At 61.3% G+C, this 24,210-nt stretch carries 17 protein-coding genes; 10 read left to right on the top strand and 7 right to left on the bottom strand.

Going from position 1 to position 24,210, the window contains the following annotated elements:
• Positions 1-49 precede the first annotated feature (49 nt).
• Positions 50-1,132: a diguanylate cyclase domain-containing protein gene (locus tag ACTG2G_RS17220; RefSeq protein WP_439985672.1), complete on the top strand. Its 1,083-nt coding sequence runs from the start codon at positions 50-52 to the stop codon at positions 1,130-1,132.
• Between the two features lie 34 nt (positions 1,133-1,166).
• Here ACTG2G_RS17220 and ACTG2G_RS17215 read toward each other — a convergent pair whose 3' ends face one another.
• Together ACTG2G_RS17215 and sohB are read right to left on the bottom strand one after the other, a co-directional pair.
• Positions 1,167-2,390 (bottom strand): MFS transporter, encoded by a 1,224-nt coding sequence (locus ACTG2G_RS17215; protein WP_429205241.1) that lies wholly within the window; start codon positions 2,388-2,390, stop codon positions 1,167-1,169.
• A gap of 196 nt (positions 2,391-2,586) precedes the next feature.
• Positions 2,587-3,594, bottom strand: coding sequence for a protease SohB (gene sohB / locus ACTG2G_RS17210; protein ID WP_439985671.1), 1,008 nt, complete (start codon positions 3,592-3,594; stop codon positions 2,587-2,589).
• Between the two features lie 222 nt (positions 3,595-3,816).
• Between sohB and ACTG2G_RS17205 the strand changes: the two genes are divergently transcribed.
• The gene (locus tag ACTG2G_RS17205; protein WP_040069067.1) at positions 3,817-4,572 is read left to right on the top strand and encodes a YciK family oxidoreductase; all 756 of its coding nucleotides are present in this window, start codon (positions 3,817-3,819) and stop codon (positions 4,570-4,572) included.
• A gap of 132 nt (positions 4,573-4,704) precedes the next feature.
• On the top strand, positions 4,705-5,619 hold the full coding sequence (locus tag ACTG2G_RS17200) for a LysR family transcriptional regulator (protein ID WP_421172063.1): 915 nt from the start codon (positions 4,705-4,707) through the stop codon (positions 5,617-5,619).
• Between the two features lie 15 nt (positions 5,620-5,634).
• Here the strand turns inward: ACTG2G_RS17200 and ACTG2G_RS17195 are convergent, their stop codons facing one another.
• Positions 5,635-6,807: an MFS transporter gene (locus tag ACTG2G_RS17195; protein WP_421386209.1), complete on the bottom strand. Its 1,173-nt coding sequence runs from the start codon at positions 6,805-6,807 to the stop codon at positions 5,635-5,637.
• A 181-nt stretch (positions 6,808-6,988) separates the two neighbouring features.
• On the opposite strand from ACTG2G_RS17195, the gene ACTG2G_RS17190 reads away from it, so the two are divergent.
• Together ACTG2G_RS17190 and ACTG2G_RS17185 are read left to right on the top strand one after the other, a co-directional pair.
• The gene (locus ACTG2G_RS17190; RefSeq protein WP_421386208.1) at positions 6,989-8,134 is read left to right on the top strand and encodes a MalY/PatB family protein; all 1,146 of its coding nucleotides are present in this window, start codon (positions 6,989-6,991) and stop codon (positions 8,132-8,134) included.
• An 81-nt stretch (positions 8,135-8,215) separates the two neighbouring features.
• Complete coding sequence (locus ACTG2G_RS17185) at positions 8,216-9,628, top strand: TAXI family TRAP transporter solute-binding subunit (RefSeq protein ID WP_421386207.1); 1,413 nt, start codon at positions 8,216-8,218, stop codon at positions 9,626-9,628.
• Between the two features lie 124 nt (positions 9,629-9,752).
• Here the strand turns inward: ACTG2G_RS17185 and ACTG2G_RS17180 are convergent, their stop codons facing one another.
• Complete coding sequence (locus tag ACTG2G_RS17180) at positions 9,753-10,667, bottom strand: LysR family transcriptional regulator (protein ID WP_005353868.1); 915 nt, start codon at positions 10,665-10,667, stop codon at positions 9,753-9,755.
• A 170-nt stretch (positions 10,668-10,837) separates the two neighbouring features.
• On the opposite strand from ACTG2G_RS17180, the gene ACTG2G_RS17175 reads away from it, so the two are divergent.
• The 4 genes from ACTG2G_RS17175 (at position 10,838) to ygjK (ending at position 16,315) form a co-directional block, all read left to right on the top strand.
• On the top strand, positions 10,838-12,094 hold the full coding sequence (locus tag ACTG2G_RS17175; protein WP_005362191.1) for an adenylosuccinate synthetase: 1,257 nt from the start codon (positions 10,838-10,840) through the stop codon (positions 12,092-12,094).
• 196 nt (positions 12,095-12,290) lie between these two features.
• A complete protein-coding gene (locus ACTG2G_RS17170) occupies positions 12,291-12,827 on the top strand; it encodes a YbhB/YbcL family Raf kinase inhibitor-like protein (protein ID WP_421386206.1) in 537 nt (178 codons plus the stop codon).
• Between the two features lie 11 nt (positions 12,828-12,838).
• Complete coding sequence (locus ACTG2G_RS17165; protein WP_042054529.1) at positions 12,839-13,639, top strand: helix-turn-helix transcriptional regulator; 801 nt, start codon at positions 12,839-12,841, stop codon at positions 13,637-13,639.
• A 195-nt stretch (positions 13,640-13,834) separates the two neighbouring features.
• Entirely contained in the window at positions 13,835-16,315 is a 2,481-nt protein-coding gene (ygjK, locus tag ACTG2G_RS17160) for an alpha-glucosidase (RefSeq protein WP_421386205.1), read from the top strand.
• A 198-nt stretch (positions 16,316-16,513) separates the two neighbouring features.
• On the opposite strand, the gene ligA is transcribed toward ygjK, so the two are convergent.
• The 3 genes from ligA to ACTG2G_RS17145 all read right to left on the bottom strand — a co-directional run bounded on the left by ligA (position 16,514) and on the right by ACTG2G_RS17145 (position 23,146).
• On the bottom strand, positions 16,514-18,526 hold the full coding sequence (ligA, locus tag ACTG2G_RS17155; protein WP_439985670.1) for an NAD-dependent DNA ligase LigA: 2,013 nt from the start codon (positions 18,524-18,526) through the stop codon (positions 16,514-16,516).
• A 99-nt stretch (positions 18,527-18,625) separates the two neighbouring features.
• Positions 18,626-19,756: a cell division protein ZipA gene (gene zipA / locus ACTG2G_RS17150; RefSeq protein WP_439985669.1), complete on the bottom strand. Its 1,131-nt coding sequence runs from the start codon at positions 19,754-19,756 to the stop codon at positions 18,626-18,628.
• A 15-nt stretch (positions 19,757-19,771) separates the two neighbouring features.
• A complete protein-coding gene (locus ACTG2G_RS17145) occupies positions 19,772-23,146 on the bottom strand; it encodes an AAA family ATPase (RefSeq protein ID WP_439985668.1) in 3,375 nt (1,124 codons plus the stop codon).
• A gap of 213 nt (positions 23,147-23,359) precedes the next feature.
• Between ACTG2G_RS17145 and cysZ the strand changes: the two genes are divergently transcribed.
• Positions 23,360-24,124, top strand: a complete 765-nt coding sequence (cysZ, locus tag ACTG2G_RS17140; protein WP_100654293.1) for a sulfate transporter CysZ — start codon at positions 23,360-23,362, stop codon at positions 24,122-24,124.
• Positions 24,125-24,210 lie beyond the last annotated feature (86 nt).

Genomic DNA, 24,210 nt, shown 5'->3' with positions numbered 1-24,210 from the left:
GTCCCACCTCACGGACAGCGTAACGCCCAGTAATAAACCGAGGACGACGATGAATCCGACCGAACAGACCCTGCTTGAGCAGATGAGGATCACCGACTTCGAAATTGCCCATCGCAAGGAGTTATTGCTGCTCAATGAGCAGGATGTGGCGCGGCTGGCAAGTTATTGCAGCAAGATAGAACCACGGATCGACGCCCTGGTGGATCGCTTCTACCAGCAGCAGACGGCCATCACCGAGATCGCCCTGTTGATCGGGGATGCCGATACCCTCATACGGTTGCGCACCGCGCAACGGCGCTATGTGCTCGATCTCTTCAGCGGCCATTACGATCTGGAGTACGTCAACAACCGGCTGCGGATCGGGTTGGTTCACAAGCGGATCGGGGTCGAACCCAAGCTCTATCTGGCCGCCATCAACACCCTCAAAGCCCTGCTGATCGAGGATATGTTCGAGCAGATCCGCGATGAACCGGAGCGCCTCGTCATGCTGGCCGCACTGGACAAACTCTTTCTGTTCGACATCACTCTGGTCTTCGAAACCTACATTCGCAGTCTGGTGTCGGAAATAGAGTCCTCCAGAGAGAAGTCGGAGAACTATGCCAAGAGTCTGGAGCAGAAAGTACGCGAGCGTACCAAACAACTGGAGGAGCTGAACCGCACCGATGCTCTGACCGGATTGCTCAACGTTCGCCACCTCAACGAGCTGTTGCTGCTGAGCCTGCGCACCTGTCAGCGCCGTGCCGAACCCATGGCCATCGCCTATCTCGATATCGACAACTTCAAGCAAATCAACGATACCGAGGGTCACCAGCGCGGAGACGAGATCCTGCGCATCGTCGGCAACTGCATCCGTCAGGTCTTTCGCGCCGAAGACAGCTGCTTTCGTTATGGCGGAGATGAGTTCTGCCTGATCCTGCCGAACTGCAACGAGAGTCAGGCGCGGGATATCTATCTCAAACGATTGGTCAACACCGTCAAGGAGCAGCTGGGCGATCTCACCCTCAGTATCGGCATAGTGCAGACCGGGCCGGAGCACTACGACGATGGACTAAACCTGATCCGGCTCGCCGACGAGAGGATGTACGCAGCCAAGAAGGCGTTCAAAGAGAAGACGCCGGGTAGCACGCACTGAACATTCAGCATCACAGATCCCCGCGTTAACCGGGTCAGCTCCGCTCAACCACAGACGTGGCCACAGCGGGACGCTGTACTCTGGCCCCCCACTCATAGAGCGCAAAAATCGCCACACAAAGCAGCGCCATCAGCACATAGAGCCACTGACCGCTCCACTGCTCGAGGATCCAGCCTCCCAGCAGGGCGCCGGCGGCCCCTCCCAACCCGGCCAGTGCGCTGGCACCAAAGTAGCTTCCCTTGAGGTGGGTGGGGGCCATCTGGTCGATCAGCACGTTGAGCAGGGGGAAGAGGATGGTCTCGCCGATGCTGAGCAGCAGCACGGCGCCAAACCAGTGGCTGCGCACCATCGGGTCCCCCAGCGCGAAGAGCAATTGAGCCGCCAGAAAGAGCGCCATACCGATATGAAGACGCACCCGTACCGGCCAGCGTGACAACAACCGCAGCAACGGAAATTGCAGCAGCACCACGGTCAGGGCATTGGTCGCCACCAGCAGGGCAACCAGCTCGGCCACCTGCGGCATACCGGCCCGAGTCAGGTATTGCACCAGCGGCGAGTGAAACTGGGAGTAGACCAGCACCATCAGGAGATTGGCCATCACCAGCAGCAGGAAGGCGCGATCCGCCAGCAACACCTTGATGGCATCCCGCAAGCCGGGCCCGGCAGTCCCCGGCTTGCCTGTGCTGCCAGCCCGGCAAAAGCCCCAGCCAAAGGCCAGCGCCAGCAGCAGATAGCTCACCACCAGAAACAGGAAGGTCTCCTGCTGGGCGTTGATCCCGAGGGTCACCCCGAGCAGCGGCCCCAACGCAGCCCCCAGGTTGAGCAGAAAATAGCGCAGGTGCAGTGCCAGCTCCCTCGCCTTGGCCGAGGCCAGACTGTCGGCCATCAACGCCTTACCGGGGGCATCGATGAGCCCCGACGAGAGGCCGCTGCCCATCACCCCGACCCCGAGCCAGAACACCGCATGGGAGAAACCGAGCAGGCCGGAACAGATCATCGCCACCAGACAACCGGCCAGCAGTATGCTGCGCCGTCCGAAGCGATCAGAGAGCCAGCCGCCGTAAAAACTGACCAGGGTAGAGAGGGACATCGAGCCACCCAGTAACAGGCCAATGAAGGTGGCCGAAAGGTCATACTCCCGATAGAGCAGAATGGAGAGGAAGGGCCACACCATGTAGTAGCTGGTGCGCACCATGAAGGTGCCCAGAATGACGATCCAGACCAGCGGGGTAAATTGCCTGAAGGTGCTCCATGACATCGATATGCTCCATGCCCCGCAGCTCTTACCACAAGATCCTGTCATAAACGGGGAAAGCATTCAGTTGTAACAGAGGGCCTCAATAGAAACAACCCTCGCCAGCAAGGTGCAACCGGATGCAAAAAGGCCAGCCGATGGGCATCGGCTGGCCTTTTTATCGCGGGATTTCCCTCTGGCTAACGCCAGAGAGCCAGGCTTAGCGCCAGGGGCTCTGCTGCCACAGCCGCCCAAGTCCTGCCTCGAGCGCCTGCGCGCCCTGCTGCCCCAGCTTCTGGGTCAGGCTTTTTGGCTTGCGATAGCTGATGCCGATCACCTTGTGGTGGCTGGCCTGCGCCAGCAGATAGTCATCACTGGTGCAGAGGGTATCCACCAGCCCCAGCCCCTTGGCCTGACTCGCCAGCCAGTGCTCACCGGTCGTGACCTGATCGATATCGAGTTGCGGGCGATGTTCGGCCACAAAGGCCTTGAAACGCTCGTGGATCGCCGCCAGCTCCTCACGAAACTTCTCGCGCCCCAGATCGTCGTTCTCGCCGAACATGGTGATGGTGCGCTTGTACTGCCCTGCGGTGTGCATCTCGAATTCGATGTCATGCTTTTTCAGCAACTTGTTGAAGTTCGGCAGCTGGGCGATCACCCCGATGGAGCCGACGATGGCAAAGGGGGCCGACAGGATTTTGTCCGCCACGCAAGCCATCATGTAGCCGCCGCTCGCCGCCACCTTATCGATAGCCACGGTGAGCTTGATGTCACGATCGCGCAACCGCTGCAGCTGGGAAGCGGCCAACCCGTAGCCATGCACCACGCCGCCACCGGATTCGAGCCGCAGCAGCACCTCGTCGCCGGGCTGGGCCACGCCAATCACCGCGCTCACCTCCTCGCGCAGGGAGGCCACCTCTTTGGCATCCATGCTGCCGTTGAAATCGAGTACGAACAGGCGACTGCGCTCATCACCGGCCTTGGCGCGCTTTTTCTGCTCCTCTTTCTGCTGCTTTTCCAGCACCTTGCGCTCGGCCTTGCTGGCGAGCGCGCTCTTGAGCGCAAACTGCCCCTGCTCCAGCTCGCTCGAGAGATCGGTCACCACCAGCTCACCCTTGCGCGCTTTCGGCTGGCGAGTGCTGACGATCATCAGGATGATGGCGCCGATGGCCAGCAGGAAGGTCACTGTCTTGGCCAGAAACAGGCCATATTCGGTCAGAAATGTCACGATGGACTCCAGAATGGATCGGTTTTCGTCACATTCTAGGGAGTTTGATGGAAGCGCGCAAAAAATCGCAGCCAGTGCCCGGAAAAACCAACCCGGGCATCACAACCTCTCTATTTTCTTCACATTTTTCTTGCCGCTGGCTGGTCAAACAGGCGCGCGGATCAGTACACTTGGCGCCGATTGCCATGCACTTATGGCCGGAATTTGTTAACAGGAGTTGTCATGCTCGATTATCAGGCACCCCGCGATCTGCTCAAGGATAAAGTCATTCTGGTCACCGGTGCCGGCGACGGGATCGGCCGCGAAGCCGCCCTCACCTACGCTGCCCACGGAGCCACCGTGATCCTGCTCGGCCGCACCAGCGCCAAACTCGAAGCCGTGTATGACCAGATTGAAGCGGCCGGTTATCCGCTGCCCGCCATCGTGCCGGTGGATCTGAAAGGGGCCACCGCCGCCCACTACCGCGGCATGGCCGAAACCTTCGCCCAGCAGTTTGGCCGCCTCGACGGCGTGCTGTTCAACGCCGGTCTGCTTGGCACCCTCTCTCCGTTTGAACACATTCAGGAGAAGGAGTGGGACGAGGTGATGCAGGTCAACGTCAAATCGGAATTCCTGCTGACCCAGGCGCTGCTGCCGCTGCTACGCCAGACTGCCAAGACGCAGGGCGATGCCTCCATCGTCTACACCTCCTCCAGCGTGGGGCGCAAAGGGCGCGCCTACTGGGGCACCTATGCCATCTCCAAATTCGCCATCGAGGGGATGATGGAAGTGCTGGCCGACGAGCTTGAGAACACCGGTGTGCGGGTCAATACCCTCAATCCGGGCGGCACCCGCACCAAGATGCGCGCCAGCGCCTTCCCGGCGGAAGATCCCATGAACCTCAAGACTCCGGCCGACCTGATGCCGCTCTACCTCTACCTGATGGGGTCGGACAGCCGCGGCAAAACCGGCCAGACCTTTGTGGCTCAGCCAAAATAAACAAGTTGCGTGGCCCAGCCCAAATAAATCAATAAAATACCCAGAGTGTTGTGCGGCAGGGGTTAAATTGAATAGGGGGCACAGGCTCCCTGTTCGAACCACTGACCATCCTATCTCCAATCAGGTTGAACTATGTTTCGTCCCAAGAGCACGTTTGAGCAATGGCGGATCTTTCAGGCGGTGGTCGACTGCGGCGGCTACGCCCAGGCGGCCGAGGCGCTGAACAAGAGCCAGTCCTCCCTCAATCATGCGGTTGCGAAGTTGCAGCAGAGTCTGGGGGTGCCCTTGCTGGAGGTGCGCGGCCGCAAGGCGGTGCTGACGCCGGCGGGCGAGATCTTCCTCAAGCGGGCTCGTCAGTTGAGCCAGCAGGTGGAGGAGCTGGAGAATCTGGCCAACAACCTGGAGCGGCAGTGGGAGCCGCAGATCAACCTCTATGTCTCGGCGCTGCAGCCAAGGGATCGCCTCTATCGGGCCCTGGCCAGCTTCTATCCCCGCAGCCGGGGTTGCCGGGTCAACCTGCACGAACGCATTCACTGCCACTTCAACGCCCTGCAACCGGGGGATCTGATGCTCTCCGAGCACCTGCCCGGCGATCGCACCGGTCTGCTGCTGGACGAGGTGTGCCTGCTGCCCCTCTGCGCCGCCAGCCATCCGCTGGCGCAAGAGGAGAGGCCCATCCGCAGCGACGTATTGACCAGCCACAACCAGATCAGCCTTCATCCCCCCATTCACCGCTCGGTGGACTGGAACGATGCAGATGACACCGGCTGGAAGGCGACCCACTACCACGAAGTGCTCGCCATGCTGCGCCTCGGCCTCGGCTATGCCTGGCTGCCGCGTCATCTGGTGGAGCGGGAGCTGGCGGAAGGTTCACTCATACAGCTGGATCTGGAAAGCGGCAACGAGCGCCACCTCTACACCTACCTGCTGACCCTCTCCCCCGAATCTCTCGGCCCCGCGACCGAGCTGCTGCTGCGCTGCCTGCGCAACGAATATCAGGGCGAATCAGCGCCGCTTCCGCACGCCCAGCCCCAACACGACAAATAACAGCCAGATCCCCCGTCAGACGTTGGGCACCCGCCAGCTGGCGGCCAGTGCCACCAGTGCCAATCCCAGCGCCACCATAAAGACCCCGTGGAAACTCCACACCTCCGCCACCACACCGGCGATGGCCCCTGCCATGATGGAGCCGGTGCGGATACTGTTGGCAAACAGGGTGGTCGCCACCCCGGCCCGCCCCGGCATCAGATCCTGAAAGTAAGACATGCCGATCCCCGCCACGATACCGATGAAGATGGCGTTGAACAGCTGCAAGGCGATCAGGGCGTATTGGTCGGTGAGGGTCACCAGACCTGTGTAAAAGGCCGCACCAGCCAGCACCGCCAGCAGCATCATGGGGCGCTTGCCAAAACGGGCCGTGTAGTAACCCGCCAGCAGCATGAAGGGGATCTCCAGCGCCGCCGCCGTGCCCATCAGGATACCGGCAAGCTTCTCATCCATCCCGAGCTCGCGGGTGATGTAAAGCGGCATATTGATGAGGTACATGCTGTTGCAGGTCCACATCAGGGTGGAGGCGATAAAGAGCGCACGCACCGCCGGATCCCGCCAGCTGCTGACCCGCTCGCTCTCTTCAGCCATCTTGGGCAAAGGGAGAGAGGGCAGCCAGCGCCACACCACCAGGGCGCAGAGCAGGTAGGCCAGTGCCGAAGCCAGATACATCAGCTCGAAGCCGTAGCCGATGGCCAGCGCGAAGGCGATGGGCGGGCCTATGACCCAGGCCAGCGAAAATTGGGCTCGCATCACCGAGCTGAACATGTCAGCCCGCCGGTTGCGGCTGTCGGAGTATTCCCGCGCCAGCGCAAACAGCTGGGGACTGGCCGTGGCCGCCAGCGCCGCCAGCATGACCCCCAGACTCGCCAGCAGCCAGTAGTTGCGGTTCCAGGCAAACAGCAGGGAGAGCGCCACCCCGGCAAAACAGCAGCGCAGGATCAGTCGCTTGCGATCCCCCTTGTTGTCGGAGCGGTGGCCCAGCCACTGGCTGACCAGAATGCCCACCACCGCATTGCTGGTATAGAAGAGCCCGACCAGAAAGGGGCGCACCTGCACCTCTTCGGCCAGAAACAGACTTAAGGTAGGCACCTGCAGTGCCACCGCGACGCCGGTCATAAAGGTCACGGCAAGAAATGAAAGAGAGACGGGGTCAGGGCGTTTGACCGCCGCTATCGACAAGCTCATAGGGTTACCACTGGTTGGAGGGACGATACGGGCTAACGGGCGGCAGCCGTATGAAAATTCGGCGCCTATCTTATGTCACTATCAAGAGCGGGCTCAAGGATGCATAAGCAGGCGTGCGCCTTGCGAGGGAGGCCGCGACCCCGTAGAGTGAAAGCCCATCCTGCCAGCACAAGGAGTTCGCATGTTTGATTTTGATCAGGAAGTAGACCGCAGTGGCACCATGAGCCTGAAATGGGACAAGTACAAGGGTCAGGATGTGCTGCCCATGTGGGTTGCCGATACCGACTTTGTCTCTCCCCCGTCCGTGATTGAGGCGTTGACCAAACGGGTTGCCCACGGCATTTTCGGCTATTCACGCCCCTCGCCGCGCCTGATCGAACTCATTATCGAACGGATGGCAACCCGCTATGGCTGGGCCATCGAGCCCGAATGGCTGGTGTTCCTGCCCGGCGTGGTGCCGGGGCTCAACCTTGCCTGCAAGGCGTGGAGCCAGCATGGCCGCGGTATCATCACCCCCAAGCCGGTCTATTACCCCTTCCTGCAGGCGCCGGGCTTCAATGATCGTCCCCTGCTTACCGTGCCGATGATTGAAGAAGCCGGTCGCTGGGTGCTGGATCTTGAAGAGCTGGAGCGTCAGGCTCCCGCCGCAGATCTGCTGCTGCTCTGCAACCCCCACAACCCGGGCGGCACCATATTCACCCGTGACGAGCTGCTGGCCATCGATGCCATCGCCGCGCGCCACAATCTGGTGATCTGCTCCGATGAAATCCACTGCGATCTGCTGCTGGATAAGAATGCCCGCCACATTCCCTACGGCGCCATCAGTGCGCAAGCGGCCGAGCGCTGCGCGGTGATGATGGCTCCGAGCAAGACCTTCAATATCGCCGGTCTCTGCTGCTCCTTCGCCATTATCCCCAACGCCCGTCTGCGCTTCAGGTTGCAACAGGCGATGCGCGGCATCAGCGCCGACGTCAACCTGCTGGGCTTTGTCGCCGCCGAAGCGGCCTATGAGGGGGGCGAACAGTGGCTGACCGAGCAACTCGACTATCTGACAGCCAATCTGGCCCTGATCCAGCAAGCAGTTGCCCGCTGGCCCGGCGTCAAGCTGGCCAGTCATCAGGCGACGTATCTGGCCTGGATCGATGTGAGCGCCCTTGGCCTTGCCGATCCCATCGCCTTCTTCGAGCAGGCCGGCGTTGGCCTCTCCCCCGGCGCCCAGTTTGGCGACGGTCAGTTCGTGCGGCTCAACTTCGGCTGCACCAGGGCACGGCTGACCGACGCGCTGGCGCGGATGGAGCGGGCAATCCTCAACCACAACAAGCCCTGATCAGCCAGCAACGGGATGGGCAAGCCCCATCCCTTTTTCCCTGTGTCATCAGCCAGCGGTCAACTCAGTCAACGGTCAATTATGTCTCTACGGATCTTGCATCACCTTCTGCTCCCCCTCTGTGCACTCTCTGCGCTGCACCCATTTGGCAGCCAGGCGCTGACTATCGGAACGGGCCCGCTCAATGGGGTCTACTACCCGACCGGTGGCGCCATCTGCCGGGTGCTCAATGCCGGCCATGCCCTGCATGGGGACAGCTGCACCGTGCAGAGCACCCGTGGCTCGATGGCCAACCTCAAGGCACTCGACAAGGGGGACGTACAGCTGGCGCTGGTGCAATCCGATGTGTTGCACCACGCCCTGCACGGCACCGGCCCCTTCAGCGGGCAGGGGGCCAACAATGAGCTGCGCAGCCTGTTTCGCCTCTATCAGGAGTCGCTGACCCTGCTGGCCGCCCCCAATAGCGGCATCACCACCCTGGCAGATATCGAAGGGAAACGGGTCTATCCGGGCAACAACGGCGCCGGTGAGCAGATCACCAGCCAGGCCCTGATGGCAGCCATGGGATGGCAACCCGGGCAGTTTGCTGCCTATCAGCTCAAGTCGGAGAGCGAACCGCTGGAAGGGCTGTGCGATGGCTCGCTGGATGCCGCTTTTGTGGTGGCCGGTCACCCCAGTCTGGCAGTCGGCGACCTGATCAGCCGCTGCAAGGTGCGCCTCATCCCCATCGAAGGGGAGCAGATCGACACGCTGCTCAAGCAACACCCCTATTACCAGCGCAGCCGCATCGCCGCCAACCTCTATCCGGGGCAGACCACCGCCATCAACAATATCGGGATGAGTGCCGAACTGGTGGCGCTGGCCAGCCTGCCGGACCCCATCGTCCGAACCGTGCGCGATACCCTGCTGGCCCGGGTCAAACAGTTCAGTCGGCTGCATCCTGCCCTGAGCAAGGTGACCCCCGAGCAGTTGCAGGCGCAAACCGAGCTGCCCCTCCATGCGGGGATGTCGGATCAACCGCCAGCCCCCTTGCCACTGACCCCCGAGCAGTTAACCGCGGAACAGCTGACACCGGAGCCGTTAACACCAGCGCCATCGGCCTCAGAGGCGGTGCCCACGACAGGGCCGGTGAGCGCCGCCAACGGGACGACTGCGCCCTCTGACGCGACCGCCACCAGCAGGGCCGCAGTGGCAACAGAAGCCACAGAGGTTAATCCCTTGCCCGAAGAGGCACTTGAGGTCACCTCCGAGCTCACTGCTACGCCGACCACCGAGGGGGACAGAGTGGCTCCCTCTGCCGCAGCGTCAACGGTTCCATCACCATCGGCTGCCGTGTCGATTCAGTTGCCACAAGGCGCCTCTGCGGCCACTGCGCTGCAAGAACAGGCAACCCAGCCTGCGAGCAGCCCGGTTGCTGACGAAACCCCACCGCAGGATAAAACCGATACACTGCCCTCCCCTGCCGCCAGCGCAGCCACACAGCAGCAACCCTGAATGGTCAGCGCCCACAAATGCATCAGGGCAGCCTCGGCTGCCCTGATTGTTTACGCACGTTCGATAGTGACGCAATTGATGGCGGCACAGTCACCCCGATAGACCTAGTCACCTTGCCGCCCCGCTACGGCTCCATCACCCGGGTCAGATAGGGGTTGGGCTTCTGGATCTCCTCCTCTACCCAGTGCAGCAACTGCTTGATGGCCCGCGACAACACCTGATTCTGGCGCACCACGTAGCCCAGACTGGTACCGGGAAAGTCGCCGAGGCTGGTGACCGGCGCGGTGAGGTTGAGGCGCGGATGCAGGGAAAAGTCCGGCACGATGGCGACACCAAAGCCCGCCTCGGCCCAATCAAGCTGGGCGTCCACGCTGCCCACCTCCATGATGCGGCAAGGGGGTAACGCCAACAGCGGCAGGGATGGGTCGATCAGCGCCCGGGTGCGGGTGTCGTGACCGAGCAGGATCAGGGTCGGCTCATCGAGGGGATCGCTCTCCCCCGCCACTGCCCGCGCCTGCCAGCGGGCAAGGCCGTGGCCCAGCGCGCACCAGGTTACCTGTTGCAGCTCGGTATAGAAGAGCGGCTCGCTGCGCTTTTGCGCCATCACGAAGCCCAGATCCGCCTTGCCCGCCTTGACCAGCTCGGCCGCCTGATCCGAAGTGGTGTTGAACAGGGTGAGATCAATGCCGGGAAACTCCCGCTTGAAGCGCTGGAACGGCTGGATCAGCAGCAGGCGGGAGATGATGTCGCTGGCGGCGATGGCCAGCGTCCCCTGACTCAGCTGGTTGAGGGCATTGAGATCGGACTGGCAGAGCTGCAACTCGGCAATGGTGCGCTCGGCGCTTTGCAGCAGTCGCTCCCCCGCCTGCGTCAGGCGAAACGGGCTGCGCTCGATCAGCCGCACCCGGGTCGCCTGCTCCAGCCGCTTGATATGCAGGCTGACATTGGGCTGGGTCATGTGCAGTTCGGTGGCGGTCTGGCCAAAATGTTGCAATCGGGCCAGAGTGACAAAGGTTTGCAGCCAGTGAATATCCAGCATAAGAGTCCCTCAACCCGCGAGGTGCGGGGCTTGCCAGGAAAAATCGGACGGTTTGCCGCTTAATTGGCCATAATTATATGGCTCTCTTATCGGAATCATAAAGATAATTAATTTTTCTAATCCGCATCAGGCTCCTAGGATGGACGCCTAACGTCTTAGGAGAAAGAGTCATGTCGTCTATCGTAGTCGTAGGTGCTAACTGGGGTGATGAAGGCAAAGGCCGCATCGTGGATTATCTGGCAGGTCAAGCTGGCGCCAGCATTCGCTTCCAGGGCGGCAACAACGCTGGCCACACCGTGGTCAACGACCTTGGCACCTTCAAGCTGCACCAGGTTCCGAGTGGCGTATTCAACCCGGATTGCCTGGTTGTCCTCGGCCCGGGCATGGTGATCAGCCCCGAGAAACTGACCGTCGAGCTCGAGGAAGTCAAAGCCTCCGGCGTGACTCCGAAGCTGGCCATCTCTGACCGCGCAACTCTCTGCCTGCCGCTGCACGCACTGGAAGATACCCTGGAAGAGCAACGTCTGGGTGACGGCGCCTATGGCTCCACCCGTCAGGGCATCGCCCCTGCCTACGGCGATCGCGTGATGAAGAAAGCGATCCTGGTTGGCTGGCTGAAACAGCCGGACGTGCTGGTCGAGCGCATCCAGTTCATGCTGGACTGGAAACTGCCGCAGATGAAGGCTATCTACCCCTCCTTCGAATTCACCCAGACTGCCCAAGAGATGGCCGACTGGCTGCTGGAAGTCTCTGCACCCTGGATCGACGCAGTGTGCAACGTCAGCATGCCGCTCAAAGCGCTGCAGGCTGAAGGCAAGACCCTGCTGTTCGAAGCCCAGCTGGGCGCTGGCCGTGACCTGATCTACGGCGAATACCCCTGGGTGACCTCCTCCCACGTATCCGGCGCCTACGCCGGTATCGGTGGCGGTCTGCCGGGTCTGCGCCCGGAGCGCGTCATCGCTGTAGCCAAGGCATTCAGCTCCTCTGTCGGTACCGGCACCCTGCTGACCGCCATGGAGAACCAGGACGAGTTCCGCAAGATCACCAATGAGTTCGGCGCTACCACTGGCCGTCCCCGTGATGTCGGTTACTTCGACGCCGTCGCCACCAAGAACGGGGTCGAGCTGCAAGCCGCCACCGAAGTGGCCCTGACCAAGCTGGACTGCCTGACCGGTCTGCCGGATCTGAAGATCTGCGTGGCTTACGAAGGTGCCCACACCGAGAACCCGATTTGGCCGCAAACCGCTGCCCTGAAGCCGGTTTACGAGCAGATGGAAAGCTGGAGCGAAGACATCACCGGCTGCCGCACCTTCGAAGAGCTGCCCAAAGCGGCCCAGCAGTACGTGCTGCGTATCGAAGAACTGCTCGGCGTACCGGTTCCGATGGTTTCCGTCGGCCCGGGCCGTGACGAGATGATCCTGCGCTAAGCCGCACCTCTCATCGTCAAACAAAAAACCGGCATCCCTGATGCCGGTTTTTTTATGGCTGCCGTTTACCTTCTTGCCATAAAACCACCGAAAGGCTCAATTAACTCACCAATCGACCTCACATTGAGCTGTTCTGCAATAACATTCTACTCTGCCCTCGTTAAAGTGAACCCGTTACCACACGAGGAGTCACCCGATGAAATTGCTCAAACAGAGTGCCCTGTTGCCACTGCTCTGCCTGACGGCCATGCCAGCCTTTGCCATGACCCTGAAGAGCACGGATATTCACGAAGGCCAGCTGATGGCCAAACAGTTCAGCTTCAACGGCTTTGGCTGCAGCGGCGACAACCACTCGCCCCAACTTAGCTGGCAGGATCTGCCGGCAGGCACCAAGAGTGTTGCCATCACCGCCTATGACCCCGATGCCCCTACCGGCAGCGGTTGGTGGCACTGGCTGGTGGTTAACCTGCCTGCCACCCAGAGCGAGCTGGCCAGCAATGCCTCCGGCAAGCTCAAGCAGGGATTGGAGATCCGCACCGACTTTGGCAGCCAGGGTTACGGCGGCCCCTGCCCGCCCGCTGGTCAGGGCATGCACCGCTATCAGTTCACCGCCTGGGCCCTGCCCCATGATCTCGAGGTAAAGGCTGATACCCCGCCCGCTATGGTAGGCTACATGCTCAACAGCATGGCGCTCGGCAAAGCCACCCTGACCGCCACCTTCGTCACCCCCTAGGAGCCAACCGGATGAGCACTCCCCTGCTGCAACAGAGCCACTATCTCGGGATCCGCCAACAGCCCCTGCATCGGGTGCTCATCTATGCCCCGACCCTTATCTGGGTCACCCAGGGGAGCAAGCAACTATGGTGGCGCGAGCGACGTCTGTCGTTTGACAGGGAGCGGTGGCTGCTGATCCCGGCAGGCCACCAGCTCACCTTCGTCAATCAGCCGGAGCAGGGCAAGTTTCGCTCCCACGCCATCACGCTGCTCACTCCGCCGCCACCAGAATGGCTGGCAGAGTCAGCCCCTTCCCACGCCGATCTGGAGGAACCCGCCGTCAAGGTCACCCCCGGGCTCGCCTTCTGCTTCGAGCTCATCAGCACCATGGCCGAACGGGGACTGAGCGAGGCGACCCAGGCCGAACTGCTGCGCGGTTTCTATGCCGAGCTGCGGGCCGCCAACGCCCTCGGGTTACTCTTTCCCGCCAGCACCATGACCCTCGCAGAACGGTTGGCACGCTACCTGGCGGTGGAACCCGGCATCGACCACACCCTGGAGGCGGTGGCCCCCCACTTCTCCATGAGCCGCGCCTCCATGGTGCGCAAGCTGGCCGCCGAAGGTCGCAGCTTTCGCCAGTTGCTGGCTCAGGTACGCATGAGCCACGCCCTCAACCTGTTGCAACAGGGCCTGACCCCGCTGGAGGTCGCCCTCGCCTGCGGTTATGACTCCCCCAGTCGCTTTGCCGCCCGCTTCAAACAGGAGTTCGGCCTGACGCCCCACCAATACCTGCACACCTGCCCTGCCAGATTGGCGAGCAACGAAAAGTAAAATATTACTTAAAGACCATTCTATGTAACCTGATGTAACCCGGTGATCCCGCTCACATTGCCGCCTCTTCAGAGTGTGATCTCGCGCCAGCGCTCCCTTTCCCCTTGCCATACAATGGCTACCGAACACCTTTTCACTAAAAATAAGCGTAAAAAATCTTCCTTTTAACCTACATAAACGGAATTGGAGCGAGAAATGTTTCGTAAAACTTTACTCTCGATAGCCCTAGGCACCGCCCTGTTCGGACTGACCGCCTGCAACGATAACCAGACAGAGAGCAGCACAGTCGCCAAACCGGAGCAGGCCATCCAGTACAAGGACGTGATCGACCGTCGGGGAACACCGACCCAATTCCGCGACTTTGACAGCTACTCCAACCTCAAATACAACCCGCTGCTCGATCTGGGGGCCTGGCACGGTTTCCTGCTGCCTGCCAGCGACAAGGAGTGGGGAGGCTTTACCGGCCCCATGGTCATCTCCGAGGAGTACAGCCTCTTCTTTGCCAGCGAGCTGGACAAGCTCACCCTGAGCGATGCGAGCGGCCGCCCGTTCCCGCTCACCAGCGCCCGCAAGCAGGAGGTGTACGCCATTCCCGGTGCGCTGGTGCAACGCTTCGAGTTCGAGCCCTTCACGCTGGAGCTGGAGCTGCGTTATGGCGATGCCCGCACCGCCCTTATCCGCACCCGACTCATCAACCAGACCGATGCACCGCTCACCCTCAACCTCAACTGGCAGGGTGAGTTGCTCAATCAATGGGATGCCAAGGATACGATTGCCAGCAAATATCCAGGCTGGTCTCGCACCATCAGCGAGAGCGACAAAGGAATCGAATTCCAGTTCGGTAAACTGCGCAGCACTTGGAACATCATGCAGAGCGGCAGCGCCCGCTATCGCATCGACCGTACCCTGCCAAGTCGCACCACCCTCGACCAGAAGACACTGGGCTACCAAAGCGACGCCAGCATTACCCTGGCCGCCAAGGGGAGCGAAGATATCTACACCCTGCAGAGCTATCTCCACTCCGCAGATGACGCCAGCCGCCATCAGCAGAGCCGTCAAGCCCTGCTGGCCAACCCGGCCAGCTATTTTGCCGACTCCATCCGCCGCTGGGAGAGCTACCTTGCCAAGGGTCTCTCCAATCAGGGGATCCCCGAGTCGGAGCGTCGCATCGCCGTCAAGGCGATGGAGACCCTCAACGGCAACTGGCGCTCCCCGGCTGGCGCCATCCTCCACGACGGGGTAACCCCCTCCAATACCGCCCGCTGGTTCGACGGCGTCTGGGCCTGGGACAGCTGGAAGCACGCCTATGCCATGGCACACTTCAACCCGGAGATCGCCAAGAACAACGTGCGCGCCATGTATGACTATCAGGTACAGCCGGATGATCCGGTACGACCGCAGGATGCGGGCATGGTGATCGACGCCGTCTTCTACAACAAGCTGGCGGATCGCGGTGGCGATGGTGGCAACTGGAACGAGCGCGATACCAAGCCGCCCCTCTCCGCCTGGGCCATCTGGGAAATCTACAGCGCCACCAAGGACAAGGCCTTTATCGCCGAGATGTATCCCAAGCTGCAGGCCTACCACGACTGGTGGTACCGCGCGCGGGACAACAACCGCAACGGTATCATCGAATATGGCGCCACCAAGCATGTGGAGCACAACGACGAGTACGGCAATATCACCTTCAAGGTGCAGTACTCCAACGGTATTCCCGCCGGGCTGGATCTCTCCAGCTGTACCAGTGAGGGGGATGGCTGGTATGCCTGCGCCGGAATGCCGCTCTATCAACAGGTGTTGAACGTGGGCGGTTACAGCGACATGGATATCGGTGCCCAGCACGGCGCCGGTTGGGAGTCCGGCATGGACAACGCCGCCCGCTTCGGCTTTATCGAACCGGGCCAGCTGCAACGTTATGCCGACAAGACCTATGGCGGAGATTTGGCCAAGGCGCGTCAGGACTGGAACGTCGCCTTCTTTGAAAACCATCAGGACAATGGCGATTTGATCGGTTTCTCCATCGATCAGGAGTCAGTGGAGCTCAACGCCTTCCTCGCCAAAGAGAAACGCATTCTGGCAGATATGGCCGACCTGCTTGGTAAGCCGGACGACGCGAGCCGCTACCGCGATGGCGCGACCCAGCTGGCTGGTTACATCAACAGCTGCATGTTCGATGAGGCATCAGGCTTCTATTACGATCGTCAGATTGCTCAGGGGGATGTTGCTGACGGCAACGGCTGCGTCGGCAAATTGCTGACCGCTCGCGGCCGTGGTCCGGAAGGGTGGAGCCCGCTCTGGGCAGAGGTCGCAGACAAGGAGAAAGCGGCGCGGGTGCGTGAGGTGATGCTCAACGCCCAGGAGTTCAACACAAAGATTCCGCTGGGCACAGCCGCACTCACCAACCCGGCCTACGACCCCAATATCTACTGGCGCGGCCGGGTATGGCTCGATCAGTTCTACTTCGGGGTGAAGGGGCTGGAGAACTACGGCTACCGCAGCGATGCCGAGGCTCTGGTCAACAAGCTATTCAACAACGCAGAGGGCTTGGCGGGCAGCGGCCCCATCCGCGAAAACTACAATCCGGAGACCGGCGCCATGCAGGGGGCCAGCAACTTCAGCTGGAGCTCGGCCCACCTCTATATGCTCTATCGCAACTTCCTCAAGCCACAGGAATAAGCCTCGAGAGAGGATGCCCCCCTTCGGCTTGATGCATCAGGTGGCCTTGTAGAGTGTTGCCATACTGATTGAGCAAACTGAGCACTCGGGAAATATTGCTCAGGCGCTTGCTGCACCCCCGCAAAAAATGGTGATAGCGGGGGAATAAAAAACAACCCGGCACGAATACCGGGTTGTTTTTTTATCAGAGAGACGAACTCAGCTCTGGCCTTGCAGCGCCTGCTGCAACTCCTCTTCGCTCCAGATGGTAATGCCAAGCTCCTGTGCCTTGGCCAGCTTGGAACCGGCCGCTTCCCCTGCGACCAGCACATCGGTCTTGGCAGATACCGAACCCGCCACCTTGGCCCCCAGCGCCTGCAGTGCCGCCTTGGCATCGTTGCGCGACAAGGTGGTCAGCGTACCGGTCAGCACGAAGGTCTTGCCGGCAAAGGGTTGCTCCGCGGCCTCTTTCTTCTCGATGGCCGGCCAGTGGATGCCGGCAGCCAGCAAGGCTTCCAACACCTCCACGTTGTGGGGCTGACGCAGGAAGTAGTAGACATGCTTGGCCACCACATCGCCCACGTCAGCCACTTCGAGCAGCTGCTCCACCGAGGCTGCGCGCAGTGCATCCAGGGTGAGGAAGTGGTTGGCAAGGTTGAGCGCAGTCGCCTCCCCCACTTCGCGGATCCCCAGAGCAAACAGGAAGCGCGGCAAGGTGGTGCTGCGCGCTGCATCGATTGCGGCTACCAGATTGAGGGCCGATTTTTGCCCCATCCGCTCAAGACCTGCCAGCTGGATGGCATTGAGGCTGAACAGCTCGGCGGGAGTCTTCACCAGCCCCTTGTCTACCAGCTGCTCGACAATCTTGTCGCCAAGGCCATCCACATCCATGGCACGACGGGCAGCGAAGTGCTTGATCGCCTCCTTGCGCTGCGCCTCGCAGAACAGGCCACCGGAGCAGCGGGCAACAGCTTCCCCTTCCAGCCGTTCGACCGCAGAGCCACAGACCGGACACTCGGTCGGGAAGAGAATTTCGCGTGCATCAACAGGGCGTTGCGCCTCCACCACGGCCACGATCTGCGGGATCACGTCCCCCGCCCGGCGCACGATCACCGTATCGCCGATCATCACGCCGAGGCGCTCGATCTCGTCGGCGTTGTGCAAGGTGGCGTTGGAGACAGTGACGCCGCCGACAAACACCGGTTTAAGCTTGGCCACCGGGGTCACGGCGCCGGTGCGGCCGACCTGAAACTCGACGTTCTCAAGCTCTGTCATCTCCTCCTGCGCCGGGAACTTGTGGGCGGTCGCCCAGCGCGGGGCGCGGGCCACAAAGCCCAGCTCTTCCTGCAGGGGGATGGCATCCACCTTGTAGACCACACCGTCGATCTCGTAAGGGAGCTCACCACGGCGGGCCAGAATGTCGTCGTGGAACGCCTGACAACCGGCAGCCCCCTCTTTGAGCTTCACCTCTGGACTGAGCGGCAGCCCCCACTCCTTGAGCTGATTGAGGCGACCAAAGTGAGAGTCACCGAGCAGCTCGCCGCCAACACCGACACCGTAAGCGTAAAAGCTCAGGGGACGGCTGGCGGTGATACGTGAATCGAGCTGACGCAGGCTGCCGGCGGCGGCGTTGCGCGGGTTGACGAACACCTTCTCGCCTGCGGCCAGCGCCTTGGCGTTCATCGCCTCGAAACCGGCCTTGGGCATAAAGACTTCGCCACGCACCTCCAGCCGATCGGGCCAGCCAGAGCCCCGCAATGCGAGCGGAATGGCCTTGATGGTACGCACGTTCTCGGTGATCTCCTCACCGGTAGCGCCATCGCCCCGGGTCGCGGCCTGCACCAGCTGACCATTTACATAGAGCAGGCTCACCGCCAGACCATCGAGCTTGGGCTCGCAGCAGAAGGTGAAACGCACGTCACGCTTGAGGCGATCGCTCATCCGTTGTTCGAACGCCAGCAACTCTTCGCTGCTAAAGACGTTATCCAGACTCAGCATGGGGATCTCGTGGCGCACCTGTTTGAAGGCGGTCAGCGGCTGACCGCCGACCCGCACACTCGGCGAAGTCGGGGTTTTCAGCTCGGGGTGGTCAGCCTCCAGTGCGATCAATTCGCGCATCAGACGGTCGTATTCGGCATCCGGCACTGTAGGGTTATCCAGCACATAGTACTGGTGACCATATTCGGTAAGCAGTTCACACAATTGACGGTGGCGGGAGAGGGTGTCGCTCATGAAAAAGTCTCGAAGTGTGATTGAACATACGGTCGGGGTAGAAACAAAAATGCGGTACCTGGGTACCGCACTTTTTCTTCACTCGACCCGCATGGCGTATTAGTCGCGACTGGCCTCGTAGGCAGCCAGCTCGTGACGGTAACGGGCAATGGTCTCGTCGCTCAGCGGGCTGCGATCCATATCTGTCAGCATGGCATCGAGATCGCTGGCCAGCTGATCGGCAGCCTGCAACATATCCTCGAAGGCAAACGCGGCATTGCTGCGCAGCGGCAGTTGCATGAACAGGGAGACACCCGGCGTGGTGAACTGCTCCATCCGGTACGGGTTGAAGGTACCCGGCTTGACCATGTTGATCATGGAGAAGAGCACTTCACCCTTGCCGTTGGGATCTTCGTGACGGTGGAAAATATCCATCTCGCCAAACTTGAAGCCCAGCGCCATCAGGGATGAGAGCAGGGTCGCACCTTGCAAGTCGTGACCCGGACGGCCCATCAGGTTGATGACATAGACATCCTGCCAGATCTTCTCGACCGGATGGGGCGCCATGCGCGGCTCTTCAACCACAGGAGCAGGTGCCACATAGGCCGGCTCTTCATAAACAGGCTCGGGAGCACGCACCGGTTCGGCACGAACGGTGTCGGCGGTACGGACTGTCTCTGCACGGGCACCAAAAGTCGGGGCGGTCGCGTAAGCGGGCTCGACCAGCGGCTCGTCATCCAGCGACTGCATCATGGGCTCGCGCTGGGGACGGGAACGGTAGACCGGGGTACGACGATTGACCTGAGCTGGTTTGCGCACCGGTGCGGCGGGCGCCTCGTCGATCTCCTCGGGCAGCGGTTCGTCGAACGCTTCCTCCTCTTCATAGACAGGAGGCGGCGGAACCGGGCGGGCAGCAGGCTTGCGCACTACGGGCGGCGGCAGATCGTCCTCGTCATCTTCATCATCAAAGGCGGGGACGGCAGGGCGACGACCGAGTTCCGGCTGGCGGCTCTCTTCACTGCGCAGCTTGGGCTCGGCACGACGGCCACCACTGACCACGCGTACCTGGCCGATGCCATCGCTGTCGAAGGCGTCGTTATCACGATCCCGCGACTTGGAGTCCATCCGTCCAATCGGTTTCTCTTTGATCGGTGCCTGACGATTCTTTTTGTTGCTCCACAACCCGTGAATGAGCAATGCCGCAATAGCAATACCGCCCAGGGCAACCAAGATGTAACGCAATTCCTGCATTAGCTGCTTCTCTTTCTAGTTTTGCTCAGCCAAAGCGACGGCTTCACCGATATCGACCGACACAATGCGAGAAACTCCCGGCTCTTGCATCGTGACGCCAACCAGCTGCTCAGCCATCTCCATGGAGACCTTATTATGACTGATGTAAACGAACTGTACTGTGCTCGACATCTCTTTGACAAGAGAACAGAAGCGACCGACGTTCACTTCATCGAGCGGTGCATCCACCTCATCCAGCAGACAAAAAGGTGCTGGGTTGAGTCTGAAGATGGCAAAAACCAGCGCAAGCGCGGTTAGCGCCTTCTCCCCCCCGGAAAGCAGGGCAATGGTAGCATTCTTCTTACCCGGAGGTCTCGCCATGATGCTCACTCCGGCCTCCAAAAGATCATCGGAGGTAAGCTCAAGCCAGGCACTGCCCCCACCGAACACTTTCGGAAACAGGGATTTTAAATCTTCGTTGACCTTATCGAAAGTGTCCCGGAACCGTATTTGTGTCTCTTTATCAATTCTTTTAATGGCTTGGCTCAAGGTTTCCAGCGCTTGCTCGAGATCCTGACACTGATTTTCAAGATAGGTTGCCCGGGTTTTCGCCTCTTCGTACTCCTCCAGCGCCGCCAGGTTGATGGCGCCGAGCGCCTCCACTTGCCCCTCCAGGGTCTGGATCTCCTGCCGCAACTTGCTGCGATCAGCGGCGATGAGCACCGCCTGATCGAGATCGACCAGTCGAACCCCCAGCTCTTCGAACTGCTCGTGCAGCCCCTGTCGACGGGTGAGGTTGCGTTCGCGCTCAAGACGTAGGGTCGCCAGCTTCTCTTGCAACGTCACCAGCTGCTTGTGATCGGCACTTCTGGCCTGTTCCAGCTCACCGAGCTGGCGCTCCAGCTCCGCAAGCCGTTGATGGCAGGCAAGCTGCTGCGCCTCCAGATTGCGCTGCTCGGCCAGCAGGGGCGCCAGATCCGGCACTGCCTCGCTATCCGGCCCTTTCAACCCGGCCAGCTCCAGTCCGAGCCTCGCCAACTCCTCTTCGCCCAAGGTAATGAGTTGGCGCAGATTGCCCAACTCCAGTTGCAAACGCTGGCAGGTCGCTTGTTGCTGTTCGCGGCGCGCACGGGCCTCGTCGACCGCCCGCTCGCAGCGAGTCAGCAGCTCCTGCGCGAGCTGCACCCCTTGCGTCAGCGGCTCCCCCTGCTCCTGCAGCTCGGCAAGGCGCGCCTCATCGAGTTCCAGTTGTTCGCGGGCGCTGGCCAGTCGCTCTGCCTCTTCGGCCTGCTCCTGATCAAGCCGGATCAGCTCTTCGCCGAGCTGACCGAGCCGCTGCAACCGCTCCTGCCGCTGACCCTGTTGCAGACTCCAGGCTTCGCGCAGTTGTTGCCATTTCTGCTCTTGCTCGCGCAAGGTTCGCTGCGACAACTCCTGCGCACTGGCAAGCTGGGCACGCCGGGCATCGGCAGCCACAAGTTGCTCGCTCAGCTGTGCCAGCCCCGCGGCAACCTTCTCCTGCTCGGTATGCAACCGCTCACGCTCACCGAGCAGTGCCATGGTGCCAAGCGCCGCGCCCTGCCCCAGATCTGCCCAGTTTGGCCCCAGCCAGTCGCCAGCAGGAGTCAGTACCGACTCACCGGCCGCAAGGCTTGGCTGGCGGGCCAATGCGGCCTCCCGGCTCTCCACCAACCAGATGGCATTGAGGAAGGCGGGAATATGCTCGCCGCCCAGTTGCGCCGCCAGCGTACCGGCAACCGCCGGTTGCGCCGGGCCAATCCAGAGCCCCTCTTGCGCCAGATTGCACTCGTCCGCCGGCGTTGCGGTGAGCCAGCGACCCAGCACCTTGTCGAGTGCCTGTGCCCACTCGGGGGCCACCTGCAACCGGTCGGCCAGAGTCGCCCCCTCCATCTGTTCGCCGAGGATCTGATCCAGGGTCGCCAGCCGCGCCTCCAACTCCCGCTGCAGGCTCAACTGCTGGCCATGCTGCTGCTTGAGTTGTTCATGGGCGTCGACCGCCTGCGCCAGCTGCTCGATCAGCTCGCCATTGGCAGCCCGCGTCAGCTCCAGCTCACCACTCAGGGCATCGAGGGCCGGTTGCAGGTCATCGTTCTCAGCGCCGAGGGGGCCAGCGCGTTCATCTTCCAGCTTGAGGCGGGCCAACCGGGTCTTGGCTTGCAACTCCTGCAAGCCACCCAACCGGGTACGAGTCTGGTTGAGCTGGCCCTGCAACCCGGCCAACTGTTGCTGCCACTGCTGCTGGCGCAAGCGGGCCTGTTCCAGCTGCTCGCTGGCGTGCTGGCGGGCCTCCTGCTGCTCGGTGAGCAACTGCTCACACTGCTCCAGCCGGGCGCTCTCCTGCTCTGCGCGCAATACCCCTTCGGTCAGTTGATCCTGCTGGCTGGCAAGCTGCGCCTTGCGGGTAGCGATCCGCTCGCCCAGCGCCTCTGCACGGGCTTGCCAATCGCGCCCCAGTTCACTCTGGTGCAGTTGCTGTTGCTCGAGACGGGCGATAGCCTGCCCGCCGAGAAAAATCTGTTGTTGACGGCTCGCCTGCTCGGCTTGCGCCTCTTGTCTGGCGACCGACAGGGTGACGTGGCGCCCCTCATCGGCGGTGCGCTTGGCATCGAGCGCCGCCAGCGCCTGCTCGGCCTGCGCCAGTTCGGTTTTGGCCTCGCCAAGGCGCGTCTCCAGCGCCCACAACTCGGAGCCAATCAACTCGGCACGAGCAGCGCGCGAACGACTCTTGAGCTGTTTGTAGCGCTCGGCTGTCTCAGCCTGGGCTTTGAGGTGCTCAAGGCGCGAACCCAGCTCGCCGCGAATATCGCCGAGGCGCTCCAGGTTCTCCTGAGTGTGGCGAATGCGCTGCTCGGTCTCGCGGCGCCGCTCCTTGTAGCGGGAAACCCCGGCAGCCTCTTCCATAAAGAGCTTGAGATCGGCCGGACGCGACTCCACCAGTCGGCTGACAGTGCCCTGCTCAATGATGGCGTAGCTGCGGGGGCCAAGACCGGTGCCGAGGAAGAGGTCGGTCACATCCTTGCGGCGGCACTTCTGGCCGTTGATCTGATAGTGGTTGGAGCCATCGCGCAGCACTTCGCGGCGCACCGAGATCTCGGTAAAGCGGCCGAACTCGCCGGGCACCCGGTTATGGGGATTGTCGAACACCAGCTCCACCGAGGCGCGCCCGTGCGCACTGCGATTGATGGAGCCGTTGAAGATGACATCGGTCATGTTCTCACCGCGCAGATGGCGGGCGGAGCTCTCCCCCAGCACCCAGCGCACCGCGTCGATGACGTTGGATTTGCCACAACCGTTAGGGCCCACCACGGCGGTCATGTCTGCCGACAGTTCGATGCGGGTCGGCTCGACGAACGACTTGAAGCCGGCGAGTTTGATCAGTTTCAGACGCATGGCGACCTGTATCAGTGGCTAAATAAAGAGGATGCGGGCAGGTGACTTTACCAAATCCAGACCCGGCTTTGTGTGTAATATGCAGGCATCATCCCCATTCATGCCCGATTTTTGGTCGCCACGGCACGAAATAAGGAATAGTCGGCGACTTTACCAAATCAAAGGCTTGTTTGTAATATGCTGGCAGTTCTCCCATGCATAGATGGAGCTCACATGAGCCAATCACCCCATATGGTCAAAGATTCAATCAGCGGTGCAGACTACTTTCTGCGCGGATTTTCCCTCATTCGCCAACCGGGCATCCGCACCTTTGTGCTGATCCCCCTGCTGGTCAACTTCGTGCTGTTTGCCGGGGCCTTCTATGCCCTGCTGCTGCAACTGGACGGCCTGTTCGCCTGGCTCCACCAGCAGATCCCCGCCTGGCTCGACTGGCTGGACTACCTGCTCTGGCCCATCGCCCTCATCACCATACTGGTGGTCTTCTCCTTTATCTTCAGCTCGGTTGCCAACTGGGTAGCCGCCCCCTTCAACGGCCTGCTGGCGGAGAAGGTGGAGCAGATCCTCACCGGTCAGCCCGCCAATGACGGCGGCATGCTGGATATCGTCAAGGATGTGCCACGCACCTTCGGCCGCGAATGGACCAAGCTGAAGTATTACCTGCCCAAGGCCATCGGCTGCCTGATCCTGTTTCTGATCCCGGTGGTGGGCCAGACCCTGGCGCCGGTGCTCTGGTTCCTGTTCAGCGCCTGGATGATGGCGATCCAGTATGTGGATTATCCGTTCGACAACCACAAGATCGACTTCATCACCATGCGCGATGCCTTGAAGCAACGCCGTGGCAAGTGTCTGAGCTTCGGCGCTTTGGTGACCCTCTTCTCCGCCATTCCGGTGGTGAACCTCTTCGTGATGCCAGTCGCCATCTGTGGTGCCACCGCCATGTGGGTCGATCACTACCGGCAAGAGCAGTTGGGGCGCTAACCCTTGAACATTGATTAGAAAAAGGCACCCGAAACGGTGCCTTTTTCGCATTTAGCATGAATTAAATTAATGCATGCATTCGATAG

This window comes from Aeromonas sp. 55A (genome assembly GCF_051919665.1).
Taxonomy (GTDB): domain Bacteria; phylum Pseudomonadota; class Gammaproteobacteria; order Enterobacterales; family Aeromonadaceae; genus Aeromonas; species Aeromonas veronii.
This window is presented reverse-complemented; position numbering and strand designations above follow the sequence as displayed.